The sequence below is a fragment of the Actinomadura coerulea genome, assembly GCF_014208105.1.
Lineage (GTDB): Bacteria > Actinomycetota > Actinomycetes > Streptosporangiales > Streptosporangiaceae > Spirillospora > Spirillospora coerulea.
Map to the genome: position 1 here is coordinate 5,243,503 of NZ_JACHMQ010000001.1, position 24,692 is coordinate 5,268,194.

The window sequence follows — 24,692 nt, forward strand, 5'->3', positions numbered from 1 at the left end:
TCGCGTCGTCTCTCGTCGTTGCAGATCCGCCGGGATTACCAGCGGTAGTGGGCGAAGGCCTTGTTGGACTCCGCCATCTTGTGCGTGTCCTCGCGCTTCTTGACAGACGCGCCGAGGCCGTTGCTCGCGTCGAGCAGCTCGTTCATCAGCCGCTCCATCATGGTCTTCTCACGCCGCTGCCGGGCGTAGAGCACCAGCCAGCGCAGCGCGAGGGTGGTGCTGCGAGCCGGCCGCACCTCGACGGGGACCTGGTAGGTCGCGCCACCGACGCGGCGGCTGCGCACCTCCAGGGTGGGCTTGACGTTGTCGAGCGCGCGCTTGAGCGTGACGACCGGGTCGTTGCCGGTCTTCTCGCGGGCGCCCTCCAGGGCGTCGTACACGATGCTCTGCGCGATGGAGCGCTTGCCGTCCAGCAGAACCTTGTTGATGAGCGCGGTGACCAGCGGCGAGTTGTACACCGGGTCAGCGATCAGCTGGCGCTTGCCAGCGGGGCCCTTGCGCGGCATCAGCTCTTCTCCTTCTTCGCGCCGTAGTGGCTGCGCCCTTGCTTGCGGTTCCGGACGCCCTGGGTGTCGAGGGAACCGCGGATGATCTTGTACCGAACGCCGGGGAGGTCCTTCACACGGCCGCCGCGCACGAGCACGATCGAGTGCTCCTGCAGGTTGTGGCCGACGCCGGGGATGTAGGCCGTGACCTCGATCCCGCTGGTCAGCCGGACACGGGCGACCTTCCGGAGCGCGGAGTTCGGCTTCTTTGGCGTCGTGGTGTAGACGCGCGTGCAGACGCCCCGGCGCTGGGGGCTGCCCTTGAGCGCGGGCGTCTTGTTCTTGGTCACCTTGTCCTGGCGGCCCTTGCGGACCAGCTGCTGGATCGTGGGCACCGCGTCTCCGTCTTCCTCGTACCGAGCCGGTAAGTCCTATTGCTGCAATCACCACCTCAGGTGAGGCTGTGACCTGCCGGTTTCCCGACCTCTCCGACCCACGCGGTCGGGCGTGTCGCCGCCCCACGGAAATACAACCGCGCGAAACCGACACAGACCGCCCGGCCCTAACTGGGCCGAATCAAGCCGGGGAGTAGATGCGGCGCGCTGGGGCCGGCCAAACCGGCCTCGCCGACACGCACGCATAGCGGCCCGCGCACAGCGGGCACAAGTGAAGAGGTTACCGACCACTCCGCCAAAGTGCAAAGCGAGAAGGGCCGCGCCTGTCGCGGCGCGCTCCTCCTCGGGCCTGGCGGCCCTCCATCGCCGGGTACTGCGGCGATCGCCGCATCGCTTCGGCTCGCCTGGCGGCTGGCTGCGCGATCAGGTTCTCGCGGTCTCGAACCCGGCTTCGCACGCGATCGCGGGGGCCCGGGCCGTCGACGGCCGGGGCGCCTCTGCTGCATTGTGACCCACGATCCCACTTTTGGGGAAGTCGTGGAGCAGCTTTTGCGTCCCCGGCCGTCTTGCGTTCTGGGCGTTTCGCGTCCTACAGGACGAAGGCGACCACCAGTACGACGATGATCACTACGGCCGCGACGGCGCCGCCGACCAGCAGGAGCGTGTTCTTGTTGCCCTTGCCCTCTTCGCCGCCGTAGGTGGACGGCTGGCCGTACTGCGCCTGCTGACCGTACTGCTGAGGCTGGCCGTGCTGCCCCTGCTGCTGGCCGTACTGCTGCTGTCCGAACTGCTGGCCCTGCTGCTGCTCGCCACCGGGCTGGCCGTACTGCTGCTGACCGTAGCCCTGCTGTTCGCCGTAGCCCTGCTGCTGCCCGTACTGCTGCTGGCCGTACTGCTGGCCCTGCCCCTGGCCCTGCTCGCCGAACTGCTGCTGGCCGTAGCCCTGCTGCTCGCCGCCCTGGCCGAATCCCTGCTGCTGCTCGGGCTGCCCGTACTGCTGCTGGCCGTAGCCCGGCTGCTGCGCCTGCTGCTGCCCCCACTGCTGCTGGCCGATGTCAAGCCGGGTGTGCTCGGACATGCCGGAGGACTCGGCGGCGTGCCGTCCCTGGGGTTCGCCCGCGTGGCGCCCCTGGGAGGCGGCGGACGGGTCGAACGCCTCGGTCGGGCGCGCGTCCTCCACATTGCCCTCGCCGGGCGGACGGTACAGGTCGTCCACGGAGGGACCGGTCTGCTGGGACCCGGCGCCGTAGCCGGCGTCGGGCGGCGGGACCATCATCGTCCGCTCGTGGTCGGCCTGCCCCTGCTGCCCGCCGGGCTGGGACGACTCCGGCGACCACGGCTCGGGCGTCGACGGCGGCGTCGGGGCCTGCCACGGCTCGGCCGGGGGCTCCTGCCTGCGCTCGGGGCCGGTGGCCACCGGGATGTCGGTGCCGGGCGACCAGTGGAGCGTCGCCTGGTCGTCCACCACGGGGCGCTGAGGCTGCTCGGGCGCTCCGCCGGCCGGACCCGGGACGATCAGCGTCCGCTCCATCCCGCCCTCCTGCGGCTGCGCGGGCCGCGGCGCCTGCTCGCCGTACTGGGGCTGGCCGTACTGCGGCTGCTGGTCCTGGGGCGCGCCGTGCATCGGCTGCTGCGGGTACCCGGACTGCTGCTGCGGAGGCTGCTGCCCGTACTGCTGCTCAGGCTGCTGGCCGTACGGGGCCTGCTCGGGCTGCTGCCCGTACTGCGGCTGCCCGTACTGGGGCTGCTGCTCCTGCGGGGGCTGGAATCCGCCCGGCCCGGGAGGCGTGCCGTAGGGCATCTGCCCGGCGGGCGGCTGCCCGTACTGCGGCTGCTGGTCCTGCGGGGCGCCATAGGAAGGCGGGGGCGGGGGCTGCTCGCCGAACTGCTGCATCGGCTGTTCGACCATCGTGGGAGGCGGCGGGGGCGGCGCCTGCCGCTCCTCGTCGCGGGGCTGCGCCGGCTGTGCCGGGGGCCGGCCGCCCAACTGCGGAGCACCGAACACCACGGTGCGGTCACCCAGCGGCCGGGCGGGGGGCTCCTGGCCCTCCGGCGGGCCGGGGTGTCCCTCGTCCTCAGGCATCGGGCGCTGCGGTCCCTGCGTGCCGTCGTTCTCGGTCATCGTCGGGCTCCTTCAGCGCCGTCGTCCCGGGGCTCCTCAGCTCCCGGAAGTCCGGAGACGCGCGGCGCATAACGCGGCCTCCGAACCTTGTCACCCATGTCCCCACCTGGCGGGCTTGCCATGCGTGGGCGTTCTCGCCACCAGCCTGCCCCGATCGCCGGTGGTATCGCAAATCACCACCCCTGATAGACGCGGGACGCCTCCGGAGCGTTCCGCCCCGGAGGCGTCCTCCGCCAGAAACGTCAGGAATGCCCGATGACCCGGTGGGGCCGGTACGGGGCCTGCATCCGGTCGATCTCCGCGTCCTCCAGCCGGAGGTCCGCCGCGGCGATCGCGTCGTCCATGTGAGTGAGCTTCGTCGCTCCCACGATCGGCGCGGTCACCCCCGGCCTGGTGAGCAGCCACGCGAGGGCCGCCTGCGCCGCCGGGACGCCCCGCTCCGCCGCGACCCCGCGAACGGCGTCCACGACGTCGAAGTCCGAGTCCTCGTACAGGCTGTCGCCGTAGGAGTCGTTCTGGGACCGGACGGTCTTGCGCTCGCCGCCCCTCTCCCGGTTGCCCGCGAGCATCCCCCGCGCGAGCGGGCTCCAGGGGATGACGCCCACCCCCTGGTCGAGGCAGAGCGGAATCATCTCCCGCTCCTCTTCTCTGTAGACAAGGTTGTAGTGATTCTGCATGGCCACGAATCTCGTCCAGCCGTGCTTGTCGGCGACGTGCTGCGCCTTGGCGAACTGCCAGGCGAACATGCTGGACGCCCCGATGTAGCGGGCCTTGCCCGCCTTGACAACGTCGTGCAGGGTCTCCATGGTCTCTTCGATCGGCGTCCCGTAGTCCCAGCGATGGATCTGGTACAGGTCGACGTAGTCGGTGCCGAGACGCGTGAGGGAGTCGTCGATGCCCGCCATGATGTGCTTGCGCGACAGCCCCTGGTCGTTCGGGCCGTCTCCCACGGGGAGGCACACCTTGGTCGCCAGCACGTAGTCGTCCCTGCGGGAGAAGAACTTCGGCAGGAGCCGTCCAGTCATCCGCTCGCTGACGCCCATCGAGTACACGTCGGCGGTGTCGAAAAACGTGACGCCGCCCTCCACGGCCCGCCGGACGATCGGCTCCGCCGCGGCCTCGTCCAGCGCCCAGGGCCGCACCGCCGGGTCGCCGTAGCTCATCATGCCGAGGCAGATCCGCGAGACCTTCATACCGGTCTTTCCGAGCCTCACCTGTTCCATGACCTCTCCTCTCAACGTTCTCCACGGTGCACCGCCACCCCGGCGATCACCAACCCGACCCCGGCCATCTCCACCGGCGCGGGCACCTGCCGCAGCACCACGAGCCCGGTCACGGCCGCGGTCGCCGGGAGCAGCGACACCATCAGCGCGTAGGTGGCGCGGCCGAGACGCGCCATCGCGAGTTGGTCGCACACGTACGGGATGACGGACGAGGAGACCCCGACGCCGATCCCCGCGGCGAGCGCGACGGGATCGCCCAGGACCGGCACGGCCTGCACGCCGCCGATGGGAAGGACGACCACGCTCGCGGCCACCATCGCCATCGCCAACCCGTCGATGCCCCCGGCGTCGGACCGCGCGGCCTTGTGGGCGACGACGATGTACACCGCGAACAGTGCGGCGTTGGCGAACGCGAAGACGAACCCGAGCGGCTCTCCTTCGATCCGCACCTCCGTCAGGACGTACACGCCTCCGACGGCCGCGCCGAGCGCGACGATGTTGCGTCCTGTCCTCACCCCTAGAGCGGCCAGGAGGATGACGGGCAGGAACTCGATCGCCGCCACCGTCGCCAGGGGCAATCGTGCGATCGCCAAATAGAAGGACGCGTTCATCGCCGCGAGCACAACGCCCCACAGCAGGACTGTCCTCCAGTCGTCCCCGGTCCCCCGGCGCCCGCTGCCCCTCGCTTGACGCCGGCTCGGCCATCGGGCCGTGACGCCCGGTCGCCGGAGCAGATCACCGGCGGCGAGATCACCTCGCCGACCCGCCGGCCGCCAGGGTCCCGGTGGAGAGGTGAGCGCGCGGCAGAGTGGCCCCTCGCTCGCGCGAAGGGCCACCTGGTGGGGGGACGTCACCGGAGTGATGACGACCTGGTGAGGTTCACGACGCGGACGTCACGCCTCCGGCCACTTGGCCATCTGCGTGAGGGTCACGCCGTCGCTCTCGTACTTCTTGCCGTCCTTCGCGTCCGTCACGACCCTCACCTTGCACTCCGTGGTGATGCAGGGCGTGACGTCGGCGTCCGAACCGAAGAACTCGGCCGTCAGACGCTCGATCTCGGCCTCGACCTCGATGGCGCTGTCGGCGAGGACGCTCGGAAGGTCGGCCCTGCGGCTCAGCTGGTTCTGCCAGCCGGACCAGTGACGCCGAACGATCAGTCCCTCGACCACGTACAGCTTCGAGGTGCTGGCCCGGTCGGTCGTCAGCTTCGCGTGGTACTGGTGGGGAAGCGCCAGCTTGGTGCCCAGGCCGTAGAACTCGCCCGCCAGGCGCTGGATCTCCGCTTCCAGCTCAGCGGCGTTGTCGCCGTAGACGGCAGGGAGTTCGAAGACGGGTTTCGGGTAGCTCATGAGAGCTCCTTTGTGTAAGGGCAGCGCAGCCGTCGAGGCGGCGTAACCCGATCTTGTTTTTGCTCTATGCGTTGGGGACCGTCCTCACGTACTTCGTTCCGGCAAGGAGGAGCGCCAGGCGCAGCGTTCTCCGCGGGACACCGCGACACCGACGTGCAACCCGGGGACGGGGTTCGGGAGAGAGGGGGTGTCAGCACTCCCCCGGACACGGAGACCGCACTCCATGAAGAGACGCCTATGGCCATGGTGAGCCATGCCAGGGACGAGCTGGACGATTCGCGGATCGTCGCCGCCTCCCTGGAGGACCCCGAAGCGTTCGGCGAGCTGTTCCGCCGCCACTCGCCGCGGCTTCACTCCTACGTCAGGCGGCGCCTCGGCGGGTCCTTCGCCGACGACGTGGTGGCGGAGGCCTTCGCGACCGCTTTCCGGCGGCGCGACAGGTACGACGGACGCGCGGAGTTCGGCGCCTGGCTGTGGGGCATCGCGAGCAACCTGATCGCCAAGCACCACCGCCACGAGACCCGCATGTACCGGGCGTTCGCCCGGACCGGCGCCGATCCCGCGGAGGACGGCGTCGCCGACAGGGCGAACGAGCGCGCCTCCGCGGCGGCGTGCGGCCCCGGCCTGGCGCGGGCGCTGGCGTCGCTGGGCGCGCAGGACCGCAACGCCGTGCTGCTGCTGGCGTGGGGCGAGATGTCCTACGCCGAGATCGCGGTGACGCTCGGCCTGCCGGTCGGCACCGTCAAGGCAAAGATCCACCGAAGCCGGGCCAAGCTGCGCAAGGCCCTCTCCGAGGAGTGACCATGGATGAAATCGACGCCCTGCGGCAGATGCGGACGGGGCTCGCCGTGGAGGAGGCCCCGGAGCTGCTCGCCCGGCGCATCGACTGGCGGCCCGGCGGAGCGCCTTCCCGTCCTCGGCGCCGTCTCCGGATCCAGCTGGTGAGCGTGGCGGCGACGGCCGCCGTGGCCGCCGGGACGGTCGCCGCCGTCGTCTCCACCGGGGACGGCGACCCGGCCGGCAAGCCCCGCGTGGAGAACACCATCCCCCTGAACGGGAACGTGCTCCTGGTGGCCGCGGCCAACGCCGCGAAGGCGCCGGCGGGGAAGTACTGGCACATCAAGACCGTCATGGGCGAGATCTACGCGGTCGGCAAGAGCGCCGAGGACCACTACAAGGTCGATTCGAGGCAGGCGATGGAGATGTGGACAGACCGGACCGGTCTGAGCCGCGGCACCCACTTCGACCTCCAGGGTCTCCCCGTCACCCCGCAGGACAAGCAGAAGTGGCAGGCGGCGGGGTCACCGTCCTGGGTCCACGCCCCGAATCCCGAAGGGGGAGGCGGACAGGTGAACCTGGACATGTCCCCGAAGACGGGCAGGGGAGCCCCGTGGCCGCCGTACGTCGAACGGTTCTACGGCATGACGCCGGGACAGATCGCCGCGCTGCCCACGGAACCGGAGGCGCTGAAGAAGGTCTTGCTGGGCCTCAAGGGGCACTGGCACGCGGTCTCAACGGACGGTGAGAAGAAGGAGCCGATCCGCGCCTTGCGGGGGCAGGAGCGTATACGGGCTCTCAGCGACGTCGCCGGGGAGCTGCTGTCCACCCAACCGGCGCCGCCCAAGGTGCGAGCGGCGGTCTTCCGGATGCTCTCCGAAATGCCTGGCGTCAAGCCCGAGGGCCGGACGACGGATCCGCTCGGCCGCGTCGGAACGGTGGTGTCGCTGCCGCTGAAGACCACCACGCCCCTCGGCCTGTTCACCGCCCCCAAGCAGCTCGGAACCTACCGGCGCCAGTTCATCGTCGACCCCGCCACCGGTTCCCTGCTGGCCGTCCGTGATCTGGTGGCGAAGCCGCCGCGCGGCAGCAGGGAGCTGCCCCCCGGTGACAACGGCCGGCCGCGCGCGTTGAGGGCGAGGGACATGCCCGACCGCTTCCACAAGCCCGGCGAGGTCGCCGCCTACCGGGCCTTCGAGATCGCCGAATGGACCGACGCGCAACCGCCGCGCTGACTCCCCGGCCAAGCCGAAGGGGCCCGCTCCCCCAGAGCGGGCCCCTTTCACAGGCAGCGTTCTACGCGAAGGCTGAGCACTCCACGGTGGCGCGGCGTTCGGTCATGCCCTGCTGGACCGACGAGGTCACGCACGCGCGCTGCTTGTCGTTCAGCTTGGGCTGGCCGCACTCCTTGACGCTGGAGTAGGTGCGGCAGTCCTGGCGCGTGTTCTGGTCTCCGGGATCGGACGCCTGGGCGGCGGCCGCGCCGCCCACTCCCCCGATCCCGACGACAGCGGCGATCAGTGCCCCGGTCATGACCCTCTTCATGTGCTCTCTCCCCCGTCGCGTACTTCGGGCAACGACCGCCTTCATCCCCACCGCCAAAAACCCCAAAACCTGTCAAAGGGTCAAGAAATCGACGCCCACCCTCTCGCCATCCTCCGGGCAACTTCCCAGGTCATCGGGTGAACTCGGCGCGGACGCCCAGCAGCCGCACCGGGCGCCGCCCGGCGAACAGGTCGAGCGCGGCGAGGGCGGCCTCCTCGATGAGGGCCGGCTCGCGCGACGGCGCCCCCAGCGTCCGGCCGTGGGTGCGCGTGGTGAACGGTACATACCTGACCTTGACGACGACGCGGGCGACGTTCCTGCCGTCCGCGGCCGCGTCCCCGGCGACCCTCCGCGCCAGCCGGACGACCTCGCGGCGCACGTCCTCCCAGTCGTCCAGGTCGCGCTGGAAGGTGGTCTCCCGGCCGCACGAGCGCGGGACGTACGGCGCGTCGCTGACCGGGGAACCGTCCAGCCCCCGGGCGAGGCGCACCAGCCACGGCCCGGTCGTGGGACCGATCTCCCCCGCCAGGGCATCGGGATCCGCGGTCGCGAGGTCGCCCACCGTCGTGATGCCGAGCCCCTTCAACCGCTTGGCCGTCTTGGCCCCGATGCCCCAGAGCGCGTCGGTCGGCCGGTCACCGAGCACCTCGAACCAGGTCTCGCCGGTGAGCCGGAAGACCCCGGCAGGTTTGCCGAACCCGGTCGCGAGCTTCGCCTGGAGCTTGTTCTCCCCGATGCCCACGGTGCATTCGAGCCCCGTCGCCGCCCGTACCCGGTCACGGATCTCCCGGGCCACGGCCTCCGGGTCGTCGCCGCCGACGGCCAGGAACGCCTCGTCCCACCCGAGCACCTCCACCACGACGCCGAAGCCGCGCAGCGTGGCCATGACCCGTTCCGAGACCGACTCGTAGAGCTCCCTGTCGACCGGCAGGAACACGGCGTCCGGACATCGCCGCGCCGCCGTGCGCAAGGGCAACCCGGAGTGGACGCCGTACTCGCGTGCCTCATACGAGGCCGTGCTCACCACGCCGCGCTTGGTCGGATCGCCGTCCCCCCCGACGACGACCGGCCGCCCGCGAAGCTCCGGGTGCCGGAGCACCTCTACGGCGGCGATGAACTGGTCCAAGTCCACATGCAGGACCCACCGACCCACCTCCCCATTGTCCCTCTACCCGCCTGAACCCCGCGATGACCTGCCCCGCCGGCTTCCCGCCGCTACCCTGCCACCATGACGTGGCAAGATCTCGGGCCCGGACGCCGCGCTTCTAAAGGCCGTCCGCCGGGAAGAGCCATTCCAGCGCGGCGAGAGACTTGTCGAGGTACTTGCGGTGCCCGGTCTGAAGTCCGTAGGCCATGTCCTCCAGCACGCCGCATCTGGCGTAGAAGCCCGCGCGCGCTCTGACGTCCTCGGCATCGGCCCGGTATCCGCTCAGGGCTCGGTCGAGGGCTTCGGAACCGAGGTCGCGGTAGAGCAGGCCGAAGTCGCGGGCGGGGTCGGTGATCGCGGCGTCGCTCCAGTCGATGACCCCGGTCACGGTCCACGCGTCCGGGTCGACGAGGACGTGTTCGATCCCCAGGTCGTTGTGGGAGAACACCAGGTCACGCGGGTCGGCCGGGGGCGGGGTGCCGAGAAACGCCTCCACGGCGGGACGGTGCGCGGGCGGCACCGCCACTCCGGAGATCGAGGCGTAGATCTGCGCGGACTCCTCCGCCCACACCGCCATCGGCTCGTCATCGGTCTCCACCAGGCCCGCCATCTCACCGACCGGAACCGCGTGCAGCGCGCCGAGGAACTCGCCGAGCGCGACGGCGACCGAGCCGACCTCGGCCGGCCGCCGCAGCGGGTCCGCGTCGATCAGTGGGAGGCCGGGAAGCTTGAAGTAGGCCAGGCAGCCCCGCTCGTCCACCGTGAAGCTCGGCTCTGGCACGGGCACCGGCGACACGCCCGCGACGGCGGCGAGCAGGCGGGCCTCGGCGCCGGCCCGCGCGGCCCGGCCCTCGGGATCGTCCTCCTTGCCGAAACGGACGATCAGCTCGTCGTTGACCAGGAAGGCGATGTTGTCCTCGCCCTCCCCCAACAGCACCACGGAGTCGATCCCGTAGCCGGGCATATGCGCCGCCACCACGTCCCGGACGTCCGCGGCACGGTCACGCCCCTGCATCACCATGCGCCCCACTAGTCCCAACCTCGACTTTCGTCACCCCACCGACGCTACCGCCTGAGGTCAGGCGCCCAACAACCAACGGAGATGCCGCATGAGCACGCAGAACCAGTCATCTGGCGGCGTACCGCCCGGCCCGCCGACAAACTGACCATGCGGCTCAAGGTTCGCGGGCGAAAGTCGCGCAGTCCGGGCAGTCGTCGAGGTACCGATGCCGACACTCGACGGTGTGCTGCAGAAAGGCGATTGCCTGCTGTCTGTGGACGACTTCGCTCTCAAGTGCGCCGATCTTCGCCTTGACGACCGCCTGCGCCGCCGACTTCGTCGGTGACATGGCGGCGGTGACCTCGGGCAGCGAAAGTCCCACTCGCCGCAATTTCAGGACGGTCCGTGCCTGCTCCAGAGCGCTGTCGTCGTAGACGCGGTAGCCGTTGCCATCGCGGCGGACAGTGAGGGCTCCGGCGTCTTCCCAGTGCCGCAGCACGTGGGCCTCGATCCCGAGCTCTGCGGCCACTTTCCCGATCTTCATCACCACACGCGCCTTGCCTTCGTGTCGACCTGAACCCCTAGCGTCCCGATCATGCCTGACAGCACCCGGCCCGCGGGCCCCCGTCCCCCCTCATCGGTACTGGTCACCGGCGCGGCCGGCAACCTCGGCCGAGAGGTCGTCGACCGTCTCCGAGCACACGGCGTGCGCGTCCGAAGCCTCGTGCGCCATCAGACTCCTCCACGTGCGGGCGTCGAGTCGGTGGTCGGCGACCTCACAGATCCCGCTGCCGTCCGCGAGGCTCTCGTGGGAATCGACGCCGTCTTCCTCATCTGGCCGCTGCTTGACTCCGCCTCCGCCCACGCCCCGGTCGCGGAGCTCGCTGCGGCGGCACCACGTGTCGTCTACCTGTCCACGACCGCGATAGACGACGGGGCCGCTCGGCAGAGTGATCCCATCGCTCAGGTGCACATGGACGTGGAAGTTCTACTCCACGAAGCCGACCTGCGCCCAGTGGTACTGCGTAGCGACACGCTCGCCTCCAACGCTCGCGGCTGGGCATCACAGTTGCGGATGGGCGACGTGGTCTCAGGCCTGGACATCGCGCGCACAGCCGTCGTAGACGAGCGCGATGTCGCTGACGCGGCCGTGGCCGTCCTGCTCGCACACCGGCCGGACCAGGGGGTGCACGTGTTGACCGGACCCGAGGTCCTCAGCCGCGCCGAGCAGGTCGCTCACCTCGGTTCCGCCCTCCGGCGCCGGCTGCGTTTCCAGGCGCTCCCCGCCGATCTCGCGCGCTCACGGATGCTCGCGGACGGGCGTCCAGAACCCCTGGTGGAAGCGCTGATCGCCGCCTCGGTGCGGCGACCGGAATCGAACCGCGTCACCGATCACATTGAGCGCCTGACCGGCCGACCCGCCGGTACTTTCGCTCAGTGGGCCGTGGACCACGCGGCCGACTTCAACTGAGCACAACCGCCGCACGTCCCGGGACGGCCAGGGCCACCGGTCCGTCCACGGAACGGCGCCGTACCTCACGCTCCGGGGTGCGTCTCCGCCGGTCAGGGGCGGAGGACGATCTTGCCGTGGGTGTGGCGCCGCTCCAGTTCGCGGAAGGCGTCCTGGACCTGGTCCAGCGGGTAGACACGGGCGATCGTCACGTCCAGCTCCCCGCGCGCGGCCAGGCGGGCCAGCTCGCCGAGGACGGCCGCGCACGCCGCCGTGCTCTCTCCGGCGGTCTGCGCGCCGACCTTGGCCGCGGTCCCCCAGTCGCGGATCGTGTTGATCCTCCGGGGCCGCACGCCCAGCTCCACCGCCAGGTCGACGTAGCCGGTGCCGAACGTGTCGATGAACGCGTCCAACGTCCCGCCGGAGGCCTCCCTGATCCGCTCGGCCACACCGTCCCCGTACTCGACCGGGATGACGCCGTGCTCCTTCAGCCAGGCGTGGTTCGGCTCGCTCGCCAGCCCGATCACCGTGGCGCCGCGCCGCCGCGCGAGCTGCACGGCGAGGGACCCGACGCCGCCCGCGGCGCCGGAGACCACGACCGTGTCGGACGGTCCGGGGTCGACCGCGAACACGCAGGCCCAGGCGGTCGCGCCCGCCACCTGCAGCGACCCGGCCACGTCCCAGGACAGGCCCTCCGGACGCGGGGTCAGCCGCACGTCGTCGACCGCGACGAACTCCGCGTGGCTCGCCCTGTCATGGGTGAAGCCGAGGACCTCGTCCCCCACCGCGAAGCCGCGCACTTCCGGGCCCAGCTCCACCACGACACCGGCCAGGTCGGTGCCCTGCCCCGAGGGGAACGTCGCCGGCCAGCGCCTGTGCAGCCCGCCCTCCCGGATATGCGTCTCGCCGGGCTGGATCCCGGCCGCGCGGACCTCCACCAGTACCTGCCCGGGGCCCGGCACCGGACGTTCCACCTCCTCCACCCGCAGGACATCGATCCCGCCGTACTCGTGGAACCGCACCGCCTTCATCGCGTGATCACCGCTCTTCCTCGTTCGGGCAGGCCCCGGATGGCCGCGACATGAGCCTGCCTTGATCCCGGCGGCGTAAGAACGGACCGCTTTCCCTAGGATCACCGGTCCGATGATGAGCGGCGCCGCACCGCGGTTCCTCGCTCAGGCCCGCCGCCGCACGGTCCCCGAGCTCCGCCTCGAGTGGTGGAATTCCGATGGGCGCCCTGGTGTCGGGCGTCGCTGTTAGCGTCGCGGCCGTGATCAACACCCCTCCCGCGACTCTCCCCGACGAAGACGTTCTGATCGTGCCGGAACGGTGGCTGAGCGGCCTGCATCCGCGGCGCGGAGGCGCGCCCGGTCCGGAGATCCCGCTCGACGCGGCGGCGAGCAAGGCGGTAGCGCGGGCGGTGGACGAGGCGCGGGACGAGATCGACCTCATCCTGAGCCGTCCGGAGACCGCGCCCGACCTCGCCGCCGCGGCGCGGGCACATCTCGGCGGGGCTCCCGACCCGCGCGGCGCGGCCGTCCTGTCAATGGTCACGGCGGGTGAGTCCGTCTGGGGACGCGAGCACCAGCGGTACGTGGACGCGTGGGCCTTCGAGCACGGCGTCGTGTTCGCCGCGTGTGCGCTCGTCGACCGGTGGGGCCTGGAGACGGCTCTGACCGGGGAAGGGCGGCGCGGCAAGTCCGTCCGGCAGGTCGACCCGAGCAGGGGCGCTGTCCGGGGCCTGCCGGACGGTGCGCTGCGTGTTCGCTCCCTGCTGGCCGCCGCGACCGACGCGCAGTACGCCGAGGCCGCCGAACGGCTCGCCGAGCGGCGGTCCTCGGTCCGGCAGCGACTCCTGACCGCCTACCTGGTCCCGACGCGGGAGGACTGGGTGAGCGAGCTGTGCGCGCGCCCCGACCAGGCACCCCGCGACGTGCTCCTCCGGTGCCTCGGGACGTCCGCGCACCTCGATCTTCTCGGCATCCGGGCCGGGCTGACCGCGGCCGACTGCTACTACGCGGAGAACCTGCACGCGCTCGCCGACGGTCTCGGGGCGGCCGCCGTCCCGCTCCTCGTGCCCGCCCTGGACGAGCACCTGGACTCCCCCCGGCGCCGGGACGCGCTGCTGGACGTACTGGGCGTGCTGCCGTCCGACGAGGCGTTCCGCGCGCTGCTCCAGAGGCGGGCGAACCCGCACGTCAGCGGTGAGCTGATGAACGCGATGCGGCGGTTCCCGGTCCGGGCGGTGCGGGAACTGGCCGCGGAGGGCGGCACGGACCTGCTCGACGGGCACGTGCGCGGCAGCCTCGAAGTGATCACGGCCGCGCTCCCGCTGCTTCCGGCGGACGTCCGCACGGCGGTCGAACAGATCACCGCGGGCCTCGACGCGATCGCCGACGCCGACCCGGCGGACCTGCCGGCCGTCCTCGCGGACCCCCCGTGGGCCTGGGAGCGGGAACGGCCGGAACCGGTGATCATCAAGGGGCTCTCCGCCCCGGAACCGTCCATCGCCTGGGCCGAGGACGGGCGCGACACCCGGTGTGAGTGGGCGCTGCCCGTCCCCCACGAATGGGGCCGCCACGGCGAGGTGCGCGGACCGTGGGAGGGGCGGATCGCCGACTTCGAGGCGGGCCGGCTGCGGAGCTTCGAACAGGTGGCCCTTCTCCGCCTCGCTCCCGTCGAGCAGGTCCGGCATCTCGTCCCGGGCTGGTACGTGTCGAAGGACGGCTACGGCACCCACCGGGAGCCGGAGAGGTGGGTGCCGGGCATCGCCGAACGGTTCGGCCTGGACGCGCTCACCGCCGTCCTGAAGGGCGCCCGGAGCCGGCCGTCGGACTGCGGGCACGTGGTCGTCCCGTACGCCGCCGAACCGGCCGCCGAGCTCGTCTCCGGCTGGCTGCTGCGCGGCGGCGCGGGCGGCCCGCACGCGGAGGCCTGGCTGCGCAGGCACGGTCCCCAAGCCGTGCGCCTGCTGCTGCCCGCCGCGTTCGGCAAGCCGGGCAAGCGCCGTGACGCGGCCGAGTACGCCCTTCACCTCCTCGCCCGCGAGCTGGGACGCGACCGCGTGGTCCGCATCGCGCGCGAGGTCCGGAGCGAGGCGGGCGACGCCCTGGCGGAGGTGCTGGACCGCGGCACCGACGACCTCGTCCCGCGGACGATCCCCCAGATCGGGCCGTTCGCCGACCCGGCCGTTCTGCCCCCGGTACGGCTGGCGGACGGCGGGCGCGCGCTCCCGGCCACCGCCGTCCGGCATCTGCTGACCATCCTGGCGATGTCTCCGCCGGACGCCCCCGACCCCGGCGTCGAGATCGTGCGGCGCGCGTGTGACGGCGAGTCGCTGGCCGCGTTCGTGTGGGCGCTCTTCGAGCGGTGGAGCCGGTTCGGCGAACGGTCCGAGGACGCGTGGGCGCTCACGGCGGTCGGGTGGTTCGGCGACGACGGCGCCGCGCGGCGCCTCGCCCCGGTCATCCGCGCCTGGCCGGGCGAGAACGGCCACCACAAGGCCGTCAAGGGCCTGGACGTGCTGGCGCTGATCGGCACCGAGACCTCGCTGATGCTGCTCGACGGCATCGCGCACAAGGCCCCCTTCAAAGCGATCAAGAAGCGGGCCGAGGAGAGGATTCAGGAGGTCGCCGCGCGGCTCGGGCTGACCGGAGAGCAGCTCGCCGACCGCCTCGTCCCCGGGATCGGCCTCGCACCGGACGGGAGCATGACCCTCGACTACGGGCCCCGGCGCTTCGTCGTCGGCTTCGACGAGCAGCTCAAGCCGTTCGTGACGGCCGAGGACGGCCGCCGCCGCGCCGCGCTGCCCAAGCCCGGCGCCAAGGACGACCCTGGCCTCGCGCCCGCCGCCCACGCCGCGTTCACGCAGTTCAAGAAGGACGTCCGGGCGACCATGCCGAACCAGGTCCGGCGGCTGGAACTGGCGATGGTGACCGGGCGCCGGTGGACGCCGCAGGAGTTCCGGTCGCTGCTGGTCGGCCATCCGCTGATGTGGCACATCGTGCGGCGCCTTGTCTGGCTCGCCGAGCCGGACGGCGACGCCACCGCGTTCCGGCTCGCGGAGGACCGCACGTTCGCCGATGCCGGCGACGACGAGCTGGTCACGCCGGACGGCACCCGGATCGGGGTGGCGCATCCCCTGTCGCTCGGCGACTCGCTCGGCACCTGGTCGGAGATCTTCGCCGACTACGAGATCACGCAGCCCTTCCCGCAGCTCGGCAGGGACGTCCACCGGCTCACCGAAGAGGAGCGGGAGGCCGTCCGGCTCGCGCGGTTGGAGGGCCTCACCGCCCCCTGGGGCAAGGTCGTCGGGCTGGAGCGGCGCGGATGGCGGCGCGGCACGCCGATGGACAACGGCACCGAACGCTGGATCTCGCGCCCCGTCCCCGGCGGGCTGCACGTCGTGGTCGAACTCGACCCGGGAATCCAGGTCGGCTGGGGCGACGCCAACGGCGACCAGGTCCTCCGCACGGTGTGGCTCGCCGACGAGCCGGGCGACCACCACCCCTGGAAGCCGGGCTCCGGGCACCGGTTCGCCGAGCTGGACGAGGTGACCGCCTCCGAGGTCCTGGCGGACCTGCGGTCGATCACCTGACATCCCTCCCCCGGGCCGCGCGCACCAAAGAGAAGTGCCCCCCGCACAGCGTGCGGGGGGCGAAAAGTGGTGCGAGCGCGGGAACCGTCAGCTGTTCCAGTTCCGCGGGCGCGAGTTCTCCAGGGCCTCCGGGGCGGGCACGCCCGCCTCCAGGTTGGCCTCCAGGAGACCCTTGGTCGTCGCCAGGGTCTGTTCGAGGGACGGCCCGGACCCGGCGGATCCGCCGTTGCCGTTGCCGCCGTTGTTGTTGGTGCCGTTGTTGCTGCCGTTGCCGTTTCCGGACATCGGTAAGCTCCATCCTCTGCTTTGCGCGATAGTGATCGCCCTGCTGCCTGATCAGCCGGGACACGTGAGACTGTACGCAGCAGAGCCGTGGGCGCATGCTTTACGGCCATCCCTTTTTAGTGATCGATCCCACTTGAACCGCGCCTGCCCGAATCGGTTCGAGGTGAGCGTGCCCGCCGGTTCGGGGGGCTCGGGCCTCGGGCTGGACCGTCCCTTGTACGCGTGCGGCGGGGTCAGAGCCGCCGTCGAAGGCGCCCGCAGAGCGCACTTCGAGTGCCGGACACGCGACCGGCGGGACGCTGACCCGGGCATCGGCGCGGCGCGCGTTCGTCCGCAGAGCAGAAGAAGCGGGCCCGGCAGAGCCGAACCCGCTTCCTGTAGGCGGCGGTCAGATCACCTGGGCGGCGATCAGATCACCGCGACCGGTGGGCCGCTTGGCGCCAGGCCCGCTCGACCTCCTTCGGCGGGGTGCCCCACGACGCCATTCGCCGCGTCGGAGCACGCTCACGACCACTCGCTGGAAGGACTCCTCCTGGCGGACCCGCCGTCCGCACGACATCCGCCGTGCCTGGAAACGGGCGAGGCCCCTTCCGGAACCTCCCGGAAGGGGCCTCGCCTTTGCGCGTCGTCAGTGCGCGTCAGCCGCCTCAGCGGTTGTACTGACCGAAGTCGTACTCCTCCAGCGGGACGGCCTCGCCGGAGCCCTGGCCGAAGGCGTACTCGGCGCCGTCGTCGTAGGAGCCGACGGAGTACACCGCCGCCTTCGCCTCCTCGGTCGGCTCGACCCGGACGTTGCGGTACTGCGGCATGCCGGTACCGGCCGGGATGAGCTTGCCGATGATGACGTTCTCCTTGAGGCCGAGCAGCGGGTCGCTCTTGGCGTGCATCGCGGCCTCGGTGAGCACCCGGGTCGTCTCCTGGAAGGACGCCGCCGACAGCCACGACTCGGTCGCGAGCGAGGCCTTGGTGATGCCCATCAGGACGGGGCGGCCGGCGGCGGGGACCCCGCCCTCGGCCACGACGTTCCGGTTCGTCTCCTCGAAGATCGGACGCTCGACCAGATCACCCGGGAGCAGGTCGGTGTCGCCCGACTCCAGGATGTTCACCCGCTTCAGCATCTGGCGGACGATGATCTCGATGTGCTTGTCGTGGATCGACACGCCCTGCGACCGGTACACCTCCTGCACCTCCTGGACGAGGTGCAGCTGCACGGCGCGGGGACCGAGGATGCGCAGCACCTCGTGCGGGTTGATCGCACCCGCGATGAGCTGCTGGCCGACGCCCACGGACTCGCCCTCCTTGACCAGGAGGCGGGACCGCATCGGCACCGGGTAGGCGATCTCGTCGGAGCCGTCGTCCGGGACGATGACGACCTTGCGGGCCTTCTCCGTCTCGTCGATCTTGACGCGGCCGGCGACCTCGCTGATCGGGGCCACACCCTTGGGGATGCGGGCCTCGAACAGCTCCTGGACACGCGGCAGACCGTGCGTGATGTCGCCGCCCGCCACACCGCCGGTGTGGAAGGTGCGCATCGTCAGCTGCGTGCCGGGCTCACCGATGGACTGCGCGGCGATGATGCCGACGGCCTCACCGACGTCCACCCGCTTGCCGGTGGCCAGCGAGCGGCCGTAGCAGGCGGCGCAGACACCGATCTTGGCCTCGCAGACCAGGGCGCTGCGGGTGCGGACCTTCTCCACGCCCGCCTCGACCAGGCGCGTCACGACCGCGTCGGACAGGTCGGTGTCGGCGGGGAAGATGACCGTCCCGTCGACGACGACGTCCTCGGCGATGGTGCGGCCGACCAGGCTCGTCTCCGAGGTGGCGAGCTTGACCAGGGTGCCGTCCTGCAGCCGGTCGGCGACCTCGAAGGGGATCGTGCGGTCGGTGCCGCAGTCCTCCTCGCGGACGATGACGTCCTGCGCGACGTCCACCAGGCGCCGGGTCAGGTAACCCGAGTCGGCGGTGCGCAGCGCGGTGTCGGCCAGGCCCTTGCGGGCGCCGTGCGTCGAGATGAAGTACTCGACGACCGACAGGCCCTCGCGGAAGGACGACTTGATCGGACGCGGGATGGTCTCGCCCTTGGGGTTGGAGACCAGTCCGCGCATACCGGCGATCTGGCGGAGCTGGAGCGGGTTGCCTCGGGCGCCCGACTGGATCATCATCCAGATCGGGTTGGCCTTCGGGAACGCCTTCTCCATGTCCACCGCGACGTCCGCGGTGGCCTTGTTCCAGATCTCGATGAGCTCCTGCTTGCGCTCGTCGTCGGTGATCAGGCCGCGGTTGAACTCCCGCTGCACCTTCTCGGCGCGCGCCTCGTAACCGCCCAGGATCTCCGCCTTGTTGGGCGGCGTGATGACGTCGTCGATCGCGATCGTGACGCCGGACCTGGTCGCCCAGTGGAACCCGGTGCTCTTCAGCGCGTCCAGCGCGTTGGCGACGGCCACCTTCGGGTAGGTCTCCGCCAGCTCGTTGACGATCGCCGAGAGCTGCTTCTTGCCGATCTCGTCGTCCACGAACGGGAAGTCGTCCGGCAGCGTCTCGTTGAACATCGCGCGGCCGAGCGTCGTCTCCAGCCGGTAGGGCCGGCCGGGCTCGTAGCCCTCGGGCGCCTTCCAGCCGCGCGGCGGCGGGACGTCCTTGAGCCGGATCTGGATCCGGGCCTGCAGGTCCAGCTCGTGCCGGTCGTAGGCCATGATCGCCTCGCCGATCGAGCCGAACGCGCGACCCTCGCCGACCGCGCCGTCCTTCTGCGTCGTCAGCCAGTACAGGCCGATCACCATGTCCTGGGTGGGCATGGTGACGGGCTTGCCGTCCGACGGCTTCAGGATGTTGTTGGTCGACAGCATCAGGATCCGCGCCTCGGCCTGCGCCTCGGCGGACAGCGGCAGGTGCACCGCCATCTGGTCGCCGTCGAAGTCCGCGTTGAACGCGGTGCAGACCAGCGGGTGGATCTGGATGGCCTTGCCCTCGACCAGCTGCGGCTCGAACGCCTGGATGCCGAGCCGGTGCAGGGTCGGCGCCCGGTTCAGCAGCACCGGGTGCTCGGTGATGACCTCTTCCAGCACGTCCCACACGACCGGGCGGGCCCGCTCGACCATCCGCTTGGCGGACTTGATGTTCTGCGCGTGGTTGAGGTCGACCAGCCGCTTCATGACGAACGGCTTGAACAGCTCCAGCGCCATCTGCTTGGGCAGGCCGCACTGGTGCAGCTTCAGCTGCGGGCCGACGACGATGACCGAACGGCCGGAGTAGTCGACGCGCTTGCCCAGCAGGTTCTGCCGGAACCGGCCCTGCTTGCCCTTGAGCATGTCGGACAGCGACTTCAGCGGACGGTTGCCCGGCCCGGTGACCGGGCGGCCGCGGCGGCCGTTGTCGAACAGCGCGTCGACGGCCTCCTGCAGCATCCGCTTCTCGTTGTTGACGATGATCTCGGGCGCGCCGAGGTCGAGCAGGCGCTTGAGCCGGTTGTTGCGGTTGATCACCCGGCGGTACAGGTCGTTCAGGTCGGACGTGGCGAACCGGCCGCCGTCCAGCTGGACCATGGGACGCAGGTCCGGCGGGATGACCGGGATGCAGTCCAGCACCATGCCGAGCGGGCTGTTGCGGGTGTTGAGGAACGCCGAGACGACCTTCAGCCGCTTGAGGGCGCGGGCCTTCTTCTGGCCCTTGCCCGTGCGGATGATGTCGCGCAGCTTCTCGGCCTCGGCGTCGAGGTCGAAGTTCTGCAGCCGCGCCTGGATGGCCGCGGCGCCCATGCCGCCCTCGAAGTACTTGCCGAACCGGTCGCGCATCTCGCGGTAGAGCAGCTCGTCGCCCTCGAGGTCCTGGACCTTGAGGTTCTTGAAGCGGCTCCAGACCTCGTCGAGGCGGTCGAGTTCGCGCTGCGCGCGGTCGCGCAGCTGCTTCATCTCCCGCTCGGCGCCGTCGCGCACCTTGCGCTTCTGGTCGGCCTTCGCGCCGGCCTCCTCCAGCTCCGCCAGGTCGCCCTCCAGCTTCTGCTGGCGGGCCTCGACCTGCGCGTCGCGGGCCTGCTCGATCTGCTGGCGCTCCACGGAGATGTGGGCCTCCAGCGTCGGCAGGTCGCGGTCGCGCCGCTCGGCGTCCACGCTGGTGATCATGTAGGCCGCGAAGTAGATGATCTTCTCTAGATCCTTCGGGGCCAGGTCCAGCAGGTAGCCGAGCCGGGACGGGACGCCCTTGAAGTACCAGATGTGCGTGACGGGCGCGGCCAGCTCGATGTGGCCCATCCGCTCACGGCGCACCTTGGCGCGGGTCACCTCGACGCCGCAGCGCTCACAGATGATGCCCTTGAACCGGACGCGCTTGTACTTACCGCAGTAGCACTCCCAGTCGCGGGTAGGACCGAAGATCTTCTCGCAGAAGAGCCCGTCCTTCTCCGGCTTGAGGGTCCGGTAGTTGATCGTCTCCGGCTTCTTCACCTCACCGTGCGACCACTGGCGGATGTCGTCGGCGGTCGCCAGACCGATGCGAAGCTCGTCGAAGAAGTTGACGTCAAGCAACTGTTTTCCCCTTGAGTTCTCAGACCTCGTCGACGCTCATCGCGCCCTCGTTCGGACGGCGGGAGAGGTCGATGCCGAGCTCCTCCGCGGCGCGGAAGACGTCCTCGTCGGTGTCGCGCATCTCGATGGACATGCCGTCGCTGGAGAGCACCTCGACGTTGAGGCACAGCGACTGCATCTCCTTGATGAGCACCTTGAAGGACTCGGGAATGCCGGGCTCGGGGATGTTCTCGCCCTTGACGATGGCCTCGTAGACCTTCACGCGGCCGAGGACGTCGTCGGACTTGATGGTCAGCAGCTCCTGGAGGGCGTAGGCGGCGCCGTAGGCCTCCAGTGCCCAGACCTCCATCTCACCGAAGCGCTGGCCGCCGAACTGGGCCTTACCGCCGAGCGGCTGCTGGGTGATCATGGAGTACGGGCCGGTCGAGCGCGCGTGGATCTTGTCGTCGACCAGGTGGAGCAGCTTGAGGATGTAGATGTAGCCGACCGAGATCGGGTCCTTGTAGGGCTCGCCGGTGCGGCCGTCGAACATCCGCGCCTTGCCGCCCGGACCGACCATGCGCTGGCCGTCGCGGTTCGGGAGCGTGCTCTCGATCAGGCCGGTGACGTCGTCCTCGCGGGCGCCGTCGAACACCGGCGTGGCGGTGTTCGTCCAGGCCGGGGCCTCGTCGGCGCCGATGGCCTTGAGGGCCTGCTTCCACTCGGCGTCGTCGCCCTCGACCTTCCAGCCGCGGGAGGCGACCCAGCCGAGGTGGGTCTCCAGGACCTGTCCGACGTTCATGCGGCCGGGCACGCCCAGGGGGTTCAGGACGATGTCGACGGGGGTGCCGTCCTCCAGGAACGGCATGTCCTCCACCGGCAGGACCTTGGAGATGACGCCCTTGTTGCCGTGCCGGCCGGCGAGCTTGTCCCCGTCGGTGATCTTGCGCTTCTGCGCCACGTACACCCGGACCAGCTCGTTCACGCCGGGCGGGAGCTCGTCGCCGTCGTCGCGGGAGAACACCCGCACGCCGATGACCTTGCCCTGCTCGCCGTGCGGCACCTTCAGCGAGGTGTCGCGCACCTCGCGCGCCTTCTCACCGAAGATCGCCCGCAGCAGCCGCTCCTCGGGCGTCAGCTCGGTCTCCCCCTTCGGGGTGACCTTCCCGACCAGGATGTCGCCGGGGACGACATCGGCACCGATCCGGATGATGCCCCGCTCGTCCAGGTCGGCCAGGACCTCCTCGGACACGTTGGGGATGTCGCGCGTGATCTCCTCGGGGCCCAGCTTGGTGTCACGGGCGTCGACCTCGTGCTCCTCGATGTGGATCGAGGACAGGACGTCGTCCTGCACCAGCCGCTGCGACAGGATGATCGCGTCTTCGTAGTTGTGGCCCTCCCACGGCATGAACGCCACCAGCAGGTTCTTGCCCAGCGCCATCTCACCGTCATCGGTGCACGGCCCATCGGCGATCACCTGACCGACCTCGACGCGCTGACCCTCGTCCACGATCGGCTTCTGGTTGAAGCACGTGCCCTGGTTGGACCGCTTGAACTTCGACACCCGGTACGTCGTCCGCGTGCCGTCGTCGTTCATCACCGTCACGTAGTCGGCCGAGACCTCCTCGACCGAACCCGCCTTCTCCGCCGTGATCACATCACCGGCGTCGGTCGCGGCACGGTACTCCATGCCCGTCCCCACCAGCGGCGCCTCACTGCGCAGCAGCGGCACCGACTGGCGCTGCATGTTCGAGCCCATCAGCGCCCGGTTGGCGTCGTCGTGCTCCAGGAACGGGATCATCGCCGTCGCGACCGAGGTCATCTGGCGCGCCGAGACGTCCATGTACTGGACCTCGCGGGCGGGGACCAGTTCGACCTCGCCGCCCTTGCGGCGGACGAGAACGCGGTCCTCGACGAAGGTGCCGTCGTCGTTCAGCAGGGAGTTGGCCTGCGCGATGACGTAGCGGTCCTCCTCGTCGGCCGTCAGGTAGTCGATCTGCTCCCGGACGACGCCCTCGGTGACGCGCCGGTACGGAGTCTCGACGAACCCGAACGGGTTGACGCGGCCGAACGCGGCGAGCGAGCCGATGAGGCCGATGTTGGGGCCTTCGGGCGTCTCGATCGGGCACATCCGCCCGTAGTGCGACGGGTGGACGTCACGGACCTCCATGCCCGCCCGCTCACGCGACAGACCACCGGGGCCCAGTGCGGACAGGCGGCGCTTGTGGGTCAGGCCGGCCAGGGGGTTGGTCTGGTCCATGAACTGCGACAACTGGCTGGTGCCGAAGAACTCCTTGATGGAGGCCACCACCGGCCGGATATTGATCAACGTCTGCGGCGTGATCGCCTCGACGTCCTGCGTCGTCATCCGCTCACGAACCACCCGCTCCATGCGGGCCAGCCCCAGACGCACCTGGTTCTGGATCAGCTCCCCCACCGTGCGCAGCCGCCGGTTGCCGAAGTGGTCGATGTCATCGACCTCGATCGGCACCGCCACACTGCCCAGGGTCGCCTCCTCCTCACCCGCGTGCAGCCGCACCAGATACTCGATCGTGGCCACGACATCGTCCTCGGTCAGCGTCCCCTGGTTCATGTCCAGGTCCAGACCGAGCTTCTTGTTGATCTTGTAACGGCCGACCTTCGCCACGTCGTACCGCTTGGGATTGAAGTACAGGTTCTCCAGCAGCGTCTGCGCCGACTCCCGCGTCGGAGGCTCACCCGGACGCAGCTTGCGGTAGATGTCCAGCAGCGCGTCATCCTGCCCGGAAGTGTGATCCTTCTCCAGCGTCACATTGATCGACTCATACGAGCCGAACCGCTCCCGGATCCGCGCCTCATCCCACCCCAGCGCCTTCAGCAGCACCGTCACCGGCTGCTTGCGCTTGCGGTCGATGCGCACACCCACGTTGTCGCGCTTATCGATCTCGAACTCAAGCCAGGCACCCCGACTCGGGATCACCCGGCACCCGTAGATGTCCTTGTCCGACGCCTTGTCCAGCGCCCGGTCGAAGTACACCCCCGGCGAACGCACCAGCTGCGAGACCACGACACGCTCGGTGCCGTTGATGATGAAGGTGCCCTTGGGGGTCATGAGCGGGAAGTCGCCCATGAACACCGTCTGGCTCTTGATCTCACCGGTGGTGTTGTTGATGAACTCCGCCGTGACGAACATCGGGGCGGAGTACGTCATGTCCTTGTCCTTGCACTCCTCCACGGAGTACTTCGGAGGCTCGAACCGGTGATCCCGGAACGACAGGGACATGGTCCCGGAGAAGTCCTCGATCGGACTGATCTCTTCGAAGATCTCCTCCAGCCCCGACTGCGTCGGGACGCTCTTACTTCCGGCCTTCTGGGCCGCCTCGACCCGGGCCTTCCACCTCTCGTTGCCCAGCAGCCAGTCGAACGAGTTGGTCTGCAGAGCAAGGAGGTCCGGGACTTCGAGCGGCTCCTTGATGCGCGCGAAGGAGACGCGGTTCGGACCGGTTGCGGTATTCGAGGCGTTGCGCGAGGCTGCCAAGAGTGGTCCTTCCGAGGGCTCGCGGCGTAACAGATGACACGCACGCCAGACGATCCACGTTCGAGACCTGGTCAAAGAGGGCCAAACCGGACCCTCAAAAGGGGCCGAACCGGACCTTCACAGGTGTGCTCTCACACGTGGATAGTCAGAGGGCAGCGCAAAGGGGCAGTGTAGCCGAACCGGTACACCGCTCGCAACTCTAGCGCCGCAGTATGCATCACGTTGCCATGGAGCATCGCCCCTCAGCGCCTCTCAGTCAAGAGCGGACTTGGACTTTTCAGGCCCTGACCTGCAGTGAGGA

Annotated in this window: 18 protein-coding genes; 4 read left to right on the forward strand and 14 right to left on the reverse strand. The window is 70.3% G+C overall.

Annotated elements, in window-relative coordinates; genetic code table 11:
• Positions 1-35: 35 nt before the first annotated feature.
• The 6 genes from rpsG to BKA00_RS24085 form a co-directional block, all read right to left on the reverse strand.
• A complete protein-coding gene (rpsG, locus tag BKA00_RS24060; RefSeq protein ID WP_179845939.1) occupies positions 36-506 on the reverse strand; it encodes a 30S ribosomal protein S7 in 471 nt (156 codons plus the stop codon).
• Positions 506-880 (reverse strand): 30S ribosomal protein S12, encoded by a 375-nt coding sequence (rpsL, locus tag BKA00_RS24065; protein ID WP_021597495.1) that lies wholly within the window; start codon positions 878-880, stop codon positions 506-508. Before rpsL ends, rpsG begins: the two co-directional genes overlap by 1 nt.
• Before the next feature lie 589 nt (positions 881-1,469).
• Entirely contained in the window at positions 1,470-3,002 is a 1,533-nt protein-coding gene (locus BKA00_RS24070; RefSeq protein WP_185035389.1) for a hypothetical protein, read from the reverse strand.
• A 242-nt stretch (positions 3,003-3,244) separates the two neighbouring features.
• Entirely contained in the window at positions 3,245-4,225 is a 981-nt protein-coding gene (locus tag BKA00_RS24075) for an aldo/keto reductase (protein ID WP_185028484.1), read from the reverse strand.
• Positions 4,226-4,236: 11 nt separating this feature from the next.
• Positions 4,237-4,836 carry an EamA family transporter gene (locus BKA00_RS24080; protein ID WP_185028486.1) on the reverse strand — a complete coding sequence of 200 codons (600 nt, stop codon included), beginning with the start codon at positions 4,834-4,836 and terminating at the stop codon, positions 4,237-4,239.
• Between the two features lie 282 nt (positions 4,837-5,118).
• Positions 5,119-5,574, reverse strand: coding sequence for a hypothetical protein (locus BKA00_RS24085; RefSeq protein ID WP_185028488.1), 456 nt, complete (start codon positions 5,572-5,574; stop codon positions 5,119-5,121).
• A gap of 237 nt (positions 5,575-5,811) precedes the next feature.
• Between BKA00_RS24085 and BKA00_RS24090 the strand changes: the two genes are divergently transcribed.
• Both BKA00_RS24090 and BKA00_RS24095 read left to right on the forward strand, forming a co-directional pair.
• Complete coding sequence (locus BKA00_RS24090) at positions 5,812-6,375, forward strand: RNA polymerase sigma factor (protein ID WP_230298922.1); 564 nt, start codon at positions 5,812-5,814, stop codon at positions 6,373-6,375.
• A 2-nt stretch (positions 6,376-6,377) separates the two neighbouring features.
• A complete protein-coding gene (locus BKA00_RS24095; protein WP_185028490.1) occupies positions 6,378-7,586 on the forward strand; it encodes a CU044_5270 family protein in 1,209 nt (402 codons plus the stop codon).
• Between the two features lie 61 nt (positions 7,587-7,647).
• Here the strand turns inward: BKA00_RS24095 and BKA00_RS24100 are convergent, their stop codons facing one another.
• From BKA00_RS24100 to BKA00_RS24115, 4 genes are all read right to left on the reverse strand, one after another.
• A complete protein-coding gene (locus BKA00_RS24100; protein WP_185028492.1) occupies positions 7,648-7,896 on the reverse strand; it encodes a hypothetical protein in 249 nt (82 codons plus the stop codon).
• A 130-nt stretch (positions 7,897-8,026) separates the two neighbouring features.
• Positions 8,027-9,049: a DNA polymerase IV gene (locus tag BKA00_RS24105; protein ID WP_185028494.1), complete on the reverse strand. Its 1,023-nt coding sequence runs from the start codon at positions 9,047-9,049 to the stop codon at positions 8,027-8,029.
• Positions 9,050-9,161: 112 nt separating this feature from the next.
• Positions 9,162-10,058, reverse strand: a complete 897-nt coding sequence (locus BKA00_RS24110) for a phosphotransferase family protein (RefSeq protein WP_185028496.1) — start codon at positions 10,056-10,058, stop codon at positions 9,162-9,164.
• Positions 10,059-10,218: 160 nt separating this feature from the next.
• Positions 10,219-10,587 carry a MerR family transcriptional regulator gene (locus tag BKA00_RS24115; RefSeq protein ID WP_230298924.1) on the reverse strand — a complete coding sequence of 123 codons (369 nt, stop codon included), beginning with the start codon at positions 10,585-10,587 and terminating at the stop codon, positions 10,219-10,221.
• Between the two features lie 51 nt (positions 10,588-10,638).
• On the opposite strand from BKA00_RS24115, the gene BKA00_RS24120 reads away from it, so the two are divergent.
• Positions 10,639-11,514 (forward strand): NmrA family NAD(P)-binding protein, encoded by an 876-nt coding sequence (locus tag BKA00_RS24120; protein WP_185028497.1) that lies wholly within the window; start codon positions 10,639-10,641, stop codon positions 11,512-11,514.
• A gap of 92 nt (positions 11,515-11,606) precedes the next feature.
• Here the strand turns inward: BKA00_RS24120 and BKA00_RS24125 are convergent, their stop codons facing one another.
• Positions 11,607-12,524, reverse strand: coding sequence for an NADP-dependent oxidoreductase (locus BKA00_RS24125; protein WP_185028499.1), 918 nt, complete (start codon positions 12,522-12,524; stop codon positions 11,607-11,609).
• A gap of 239 nt (positions 12,525-12,763) precedes the next feature.
• Between BKA00_RS24125 and BKA00_RS40555 the strand changes: the two genes are divergently transcribed.
• On the forward strand, positions 12,764-16,090 hold the full coding sequence (locus tag BKA00_RS40555) for a DUF4132 domain-containing protein (RefSeq protein ID WP_185028501.1): 3,327 nt from the start codon (positions 12,764-12,766) through the stop codon (positions 16,088-16,090).
• A gap of 87 nt (positions 16,091-16,177) precedes the next feature.
• Here BKA00_RS40555 and BKA00_RS24135 read toward each other — a convergent pair whose 3' ends face one another.
• From BKA00_RS24135 to rpoB, 3 genes are all read right to left on the reverse strand, one after another.
• Positions 16,178-16,375, reverse strand: coding sequence for a hypothetical protein (locus BKA00_RS24135; protein WP_185028503.1), 198 nt, complete (start codon positions 16,373-16,375; stop codon positions 16,178-16,180).
• Positions 16,376-17,022: 647 nt separating this feature from the next.
• A complete protein-coding gene (locus tag BKA00_RS24140) occupies positions 17,023-20,895 on the reverse strand; it encodes a DNA-directed RNA polymerase subunit beta' (RefSeq protein ID WP_185028506.1) in 3,873 nt (1,290 codons plus the stop codon).
• 19 nt (positions 20,896-20,914) lie between these two features.
• Positions 20,915-24,391 carry a DNA-directed RNA polymerase subunit beta gene (gene rpoB / locus BKA00_RS24145; protein ID WP_185028508.1) on the reverse strand — a complete coding sequence of 1,159 codons (3,477 nt, stop codon included), beginning with the start codon at positions 24,389-24,391 and terminating at the stop codon, positions 20,915-20,917.
• Positions 24,392-24,692: the final 301 nt, after the last annotated feature.